Raw genomic sequence first — 336 nt, forward strand, 5'->3', positions numbered from 1 at the left:
CGAGCGGCGTCTGCTGATGGTCGTAGAGCTTGTACGCAACGATTTCGTTGTTGTATAGGTCCATGATTGTCGACAAGTAAAGCGTCGAACTTCCGTATTGGATATAGGTAATATCCGTCACCCATTTTTCGTTAGGGGCAGCGGCAGTAAAATTCCGTTCCAACAGGTTCGGTGCCACAATGACCGATTCCCCCTGTGATTTCCATTTCCGTTTCTTCTTCACCCGGCATTGCAGGTTGTGTTTTTGCATGATGCGCTGAACGGTATTGCGATGTCTGGTGGTCTTGTAGTCTTTTCGGAGTAGTTTCTTGATTTTCCGATGGCCAAAGCGGTAGT

Annotated in this window: 1 protein-coding gene; it reads right to left on the reverse strand. The window is 47.9% G+C overall.

Going from position 1 to position 336, the window contains the following annotated elements:
* The coding region (locus tag HU147_RS19265) for a DDE-type integrase/transposase/recombinase (protein ID WP_224077681.1) at nucleotides 1–336 on the reverse strand (336 nt) is incomplete at both ends.

The organism is Planococcus chinensis, assembly GCF_020071995.1.
In the GTDB taxonomy this organism is placed as follows: Bacteria; Bacillota; Bacilli; order Bacillales_A; family Planococcaceae; genus Planococcus; species Planococcus chinensis_A.